Origin of the sequence: Streptomyces recifensis (genome assembly GCF_002154615.1) — a bacterium.
GTDB lineage: Bacteria > Actinomycetota > Actinomycetes > Streptomycetales > Streptomycetaceae > Streptomyces > Streptomyces griseoluteus.
The window spans coordinates 1-4,701 of record NZ_MUNH01000353.1 but is presented as its reverse complement, the minus strand read 5'-3'; the positions used below and the strand labels follow the sequence as shown (position 1 = coordinate 4,701).

At 71.7% G+C, this 4,701-nt stretch carries 4 protein-coding genes; 2 read left to right on the top strand and 2 right to left on the bottom strand.

Annotation, left to right across the window (positions count from 1 at the left end; all coding sequences use genetic code 11):
• The coding region (locus CCN33_RS18860; RefSeq protein WP_483027248.1) for an NsdA family TPR-like regulatory protein at positions 1–474 on the bottom strand (474 nt) is incomplete at its 3' end.
• Positions 475–933: 459 nt separating this feature from the next.
• Between CCN33_RS18860 and CCN33_RS18855 the strand changes: the two genes are divergently transcribed.
• Positions 934–1,596, top strand: a complete 663-nt coding sequence (locus CCN33_RS18855) for a bifunctional DNA primase/polymerase (protein ID WP_086694749.1) — start codon at positions 934–936, stop codon at positions 1,594–1,596.
• Between the two features lie 90 nt (positions 1,597–1,686).
• On the opposite strand, the gene ftsY is transcribed toward CCN33_RS18855, so the two are convergent.
• Positions 1,687–2,892, bottom strand: a complete 1,206-nt coding sequence (gene ftsY / locus CCN33_RS18850; protein WP_086694748.1) for a signal recognition particle-docking protein FtsY — start codon at positions 2,890–2,892, stop codon at positions 1,687–1,689.
• A gap of 180 nt (positions 2,893–3,072) precedes the next feature.
• On the opposite strand from ftsY, the gene CCN33_RS18845 reads away from it, so the two are divergent.
• Positions 3,073–4,524 carry a cytosine permease gene (locus CCN33_RS18845; RefSeq protein ID WP_086694747.1) on the top strand — a complete coding sequence of 484 codons (1,452 nt, stop codon included), beginning with the start codon at positions 3,073–3,075 and terminating at the stop codon, positions 4,522–4,524.
• The last annotated feature ends 177 nt before the right edge of the window (positions 4,525–4,701 follow it).

Here is a 4,701-nt window from a genome sequence, read left to right as displayed (position 1 = left end):
GGAGGGGGTGGGGACCAGCCAGCGCTGCATGGGCTCGATGAGCGCGGGGCCCGCCGAGAGGCCGAGGGAGGTGCCGAGGAAGCCGCGCCGGGCGAGCATCAGGTCGCTGCGGGAGAACTCGCTGAGCAGTGCGACGGTCTGCGGGCCGGTCCAGGGCAGGTCGACGCCGGAGGCGGAGGGCGACTGGCGGGCGACGCGCAGGCCGAGGTCCTCGACGGAGACGACGCAGCCGAAGCGCTCGGAGAACAGCTCGGAGAGGATGCGCGGGATCGGTTCGCGCGGGTTCTCGCCGTCCAGCCAGCGGCGGACCCGCGAGGTGTCGGTGGAGATGTGGTTGGCGCCGAGCTGCCGGGCCCGGCGGTTCACCTGGCGGGCCAGCTCCCCCTTGGACCAGCCGCTGCGCACGAACCACGAGCCGAGCAGGTCGTTGGGGCGCTTGTCAGCGTTCGTCCCGCCACCGCCGTTGCCGCCCACTGGAACGCCCCCATTCCCTGAATCCACCTGTCGCCGGATGCGCCAAGCCCTATCAGAATGCCGGTGGACCGGGCCGCCCGTCCGGTGGTTCTCACCCTTCGAACGAGCTGGCGACTTGCCTCCGGCATACCCATGAGTGCATGTGCCCCTGGGACTCGCACACTCACAGTAATCCCACGATCACCCTTCCAGCCACGGCGATCCCTGAAACGCCACCATTCGCCACCCCTTCGAATGAACTCACGATGACTGCCGCGCGCTTCACTTGACACCGGACGTTCGACAGTGGGCGGAGGGAAGCGCGCAGGGGCGCGCGAAGCCCCGTTCACCACCGTTCGTGCCGCGATGCGCCGCCTTGTCCCGGTAGAGGTGAGGGAAAGCGGGAGTCGAGGAGTCACGTTCCGCATCCCTCTCGCTCCGTTTCGTAACCACCGGCGCGCTGTACCCGTTGGAGGGGGCATGGGCTTCACGATCGGCGGCATCCGGGAGATCCGCACCGGCACGCGTCGGCGCGGCCGCACGCCGGAATGCACCACGGCCGCCGAGTTCACCGGCCTGTGGGGCTGGGACGTGGTGCCGGGGGCGCGCGCCTCGAACGGCGCCTGCTCCTGCGGGCGTGCCGACTGCCCGGAGCCGGGCGCGCATCCACTGGACTTCGCACCCCGGCTGCCGGCCGGGGCCACGCTGGACGAGGCGAGCCGGGCGTGGGCCGAGGTGCCGGGTGCCTCGGTGATGCTGCCGGTGGGCGGGGCGTTCGACGTGATCGAGGTGGCGGAGGCCGCCGGACGCCGTGCGCTGGTGCGGCTGGAGCGGATGGGGCTGCCCCTCGGTCCGGTCACCGCGACTCCGGAGGGCCGCGCGCACTTCCTGGTCGCCCCCGGTACCGCCGCCGAGCTGCCCCACCTGCTCTACCGCATGGGCTGGGACGACCCCGGGGCGCTGGACCTGCGCGGTCTCGGTCCGGGTACCCACATCACCGCCCCGCCCTCCGACCGGGGCGGCCTCGGCCCGGTGCGCTGGCTCCGGCCGCCGGTGCTGGACGGGGCGACGCGTCCTCCGGCGGCCCGGCTGCTGCTGGGCACGCTGGCCTATGTGGCACACCGCTCGGCCGCACCGGCGTAGGGCGGCGACCTCCTCGTACGGCGAAGCGCCCGTCCCCCGGCTCTGCTGGGGGCGGGCGCTTCGGCGTGGTCGCGGGCGGGGTGACGGGGGTCAGTCACCGAGGAGCGCGTCGACGAACGCCTCCGGGTCGAACGGCGCCAGGTCGTCGGGGCCCTCACCGAGGCCGATGAGCTTGACCGGGACGCCCAGCTCGTTCTGCACGGCGATGACGATGCCGCCCTTGGCGGTGCCGTCGAGCTTGGTGAGCACGATGCCGGTGATGTCCACGACCTCGGAGAAGACGCGAGCCTGCACCAGGCCGTTCTGGCCGGTGGTGGCGTCGAGCACGAGCAGCACCTCGTCCAGCGGGGCGTGCTTCTCCACGACGCGCTTGACCTTGCCCAGCTCGTCCATGAGACCGGTCTTGGTGTGCAGACGGCCCGCGGTGTCGATGAGCACCACGTCGACGCCCATCTCCTTGCCCTCCTTCACCGCGTCGAAGGCGACGGAGGCGGGGTCGCCGGCCTCCGGACCGCGCACGGTGTAGGCGCCGACGCGCTCGCCCCAGGTCTGGAGCTGGTCGGCGGCGGCGGCGCGGAAGGTGTCGGCGGCGCCGAGGACGACGGTGCGGCCGTCGGCGACCAGGACGCGGGCGAGCTTGCCGGTGGTGGTGGTCTTGCCGGTGCCGTTGACCCCGACGACCATCACGATGCCGGGCTTGCGGCTCTCCGGCTCGGTCTTGACCTCGCGGTCCATGTCGGTGCCGACAAGCTTCAGCAGCTCCTCGCGGAGCAGGCCGCGCAGTTCCTCGGGGGTGCGGGTGCCGAGCACCTTGACGCGCTCGCGCAGCCGCTCGACCAGTTCCTGGGTGGGCTGGACGCCGACGTCGGCGGTGAGGAGGGTGTCCTCGATCTCCTCCCAGGTGTCTTCGTCCAGGTGCTCGCGCGAGAGCAGCGTGAGCAGGCCCTTGCCGAGGGCGTTCTGGGAGCGGGAGAGGCGGGCGCGCAGCCGGATCAGACGTCCGGCGCTGGGCTCCGGGATCTCGATCTCGGGAGCCTTCTCGGCGGCGGGGGGCTCCTCGACGGTGGTGGGGGCGCCGCCGCCCGGCAGGTCCACCTCCTCGATGGTCCGGCGTTCTTCGTCGCGCGGGGTCTCGGCCTCGTCACCGACGTGCGGTTCGGCCGGGGGCGCGGTCAGGTCGGGCTTCGACGGCGGGGGCGGCGGCAGCGGCTTCTTGAGCCTGCTGGTGACGAGGAGCCCGCCGAGCGCGCCGAGCACGACCACGGCGATGACTACAGCAAGGATGATGGTTTCCATAACCCGACCAGTATCGGCCATGGGGTATCCGGGGAAAGGGCTTCCACGCTCCTGGCATTTCCTCCAGGAGACAAATGCCACAGGGGTACCGGAGTCGGATTAAACTACGATGTCTTTCGGCTCCGCTCCGCGCGTCGAGCCCGTCGTCCTCGTCCCCCACCGCTAGGACACTCCCCCTCCATGAGCAAGACGGCCGCGCGCGACGGCGCGCTGGAAACCCGTGGCATCGAGCCGGTCCCCGATCACGAACGCACCGCGCGCACCCGCGGGCTCTTCCCCACCTGGGTGGGGGCCAACATCAGCGTCCTGCTGCTCACGATGGGCGCGAGCCTGGTCGTGGCGTACCACCTGAACTTCTGGCAGGCCCTCGTGGTCGCGGCCGTCGCCCCCGTCATCTCCTACGGCCTGGTCGGGCTGATCGGGATCGCCGGCAAGCGGGGCGCGGCGCCGGGGATGGCGCTGTCGCGGGCGGTCTTCGGCCAGCGCGGCAATCTGCTGCCCGGCTCGCTGATCTGGGTCGCGCGCTGGGGCTGGGAGACGATCAACGCGGTGACCGGTGCGTACGCGCTGCTCACCATCCTGGACCTCGCGCTGGGCATCAAGGCCAACGGCGTGCTGGACATGGTCACGCTGCTGCTCTTCGTGATCGCCACGTTCGTGATCTCGGGGCTCGGGATCAACGCGGTGCAGAAGTGCAGCAAGTACGCGACGTATCTCTTCGGCGTCTTCTCGGTGCTGGTGCTGGCGTACCTGGCCGTGCACACCGACTGGGCGCGCGTCATGCACGGCGGCGCGGGATCGACGGCTTCGCTGATCACCGCAATCGGCATGATCGCCGCGGGCGGGGTGAGCTGGATTCCGTCCGCGCCGGACTTCACCCGCTATCTGCCGCGTACGGCTTCCTCGCGGGCGATCGTCGGGCAGACCGTCGGCGGGGCCGGCATCGTCGTGCTGCCGCTGGTGCTGATGGGCGCGGTGATGGCGGTGGCCACGCCGGATCTGGCCTCGGCCTCCGACCCGGTGTCCTTCCTCGGCACGATCCTGCCGCTGTGGATCGCCGTGCCGTATCTGCTGATCGCCGTGGTCGGCATGCTGCTGATCAACTCGATGTCGATGTACTCGGCCGGCTTCACCGCGCAGACCCTCGGCTTCCGGATTCCGCGCCACTGGGCCGTCTCCGTCAACGCGGTGATCTCGCTGGCGCTGGGTGGGGTGCTGATGCTCGTGGCGTCCAGCTTCATGGGCTCCTTCATCGCCTTCCTCTCCATGCTCGCGGTCGCCTTCTCCGCCTGGACCGGCGTCTTCGGCGCGGACATGCTCCGCCGCAAGGAGTACGACCCCCGCGCCCTCGCCGACACCACCCCTTCCAGCGCCTACTGGTACCGCGCCGGCTTCTCCCCCGCCGCGGTCGCCTCGTGGGCCATCGGTCTGGTCTCCGGCCTCCTCTTCACCACGTCGGACTGGTTCACCGGCCCGTTGGCGAAGAACAACCCCGTCGGCGAGTACGGCCTGGGCTGGATCGCGGCGATCGTCATCTCCGCCGCGCTGTACCTGGCCCTCCCGAAGCCGCGGGTCATCCCCCCGGCCCCCACCCCGGCTCCGGCCGAGGCCCAGGTCCCGGCAACGGTCTGACTCCACCCCGAAGGCCCCCTCTCCGGAGGGGGCCTTCGGCATGCGGCGACCCCGAGGCGCTCCGAGCACGCGGACTGACGGCGCCGCGAAGCGTTGCAGGTCGGACCGCTCCGCCGCCGCCCGCGAACCCGAGGGGCTCACGGCAAGCGGACCCGTGCCGGTGCCGACCGGGGCAGG

Excerpts from the sequence above, each read along its gene's own strand:
- CCN33_RS18855 (WP_086694749.1), top strand. The coding sequence starts at position 934 with ATGGGCTTCACGATCGGCGGCATCCGGGAGATCCGCACCGGCACGCGT.
- ftsY (WP_086694748.1), bottom strand. The coding sequence starts at position 2,892 with ATGGAAACCATCATCCTTGCTGTAGTCATCGCCGTGGTCGTGCTCGGC.
- CCN33_RS18845 (WP_086694747.1), top strand. The coding sequence starts at position 3,073 with ATGAGCAAGACGGCCGCGCGCGACGGCGCGCTGGAAACCCGTGGCATC.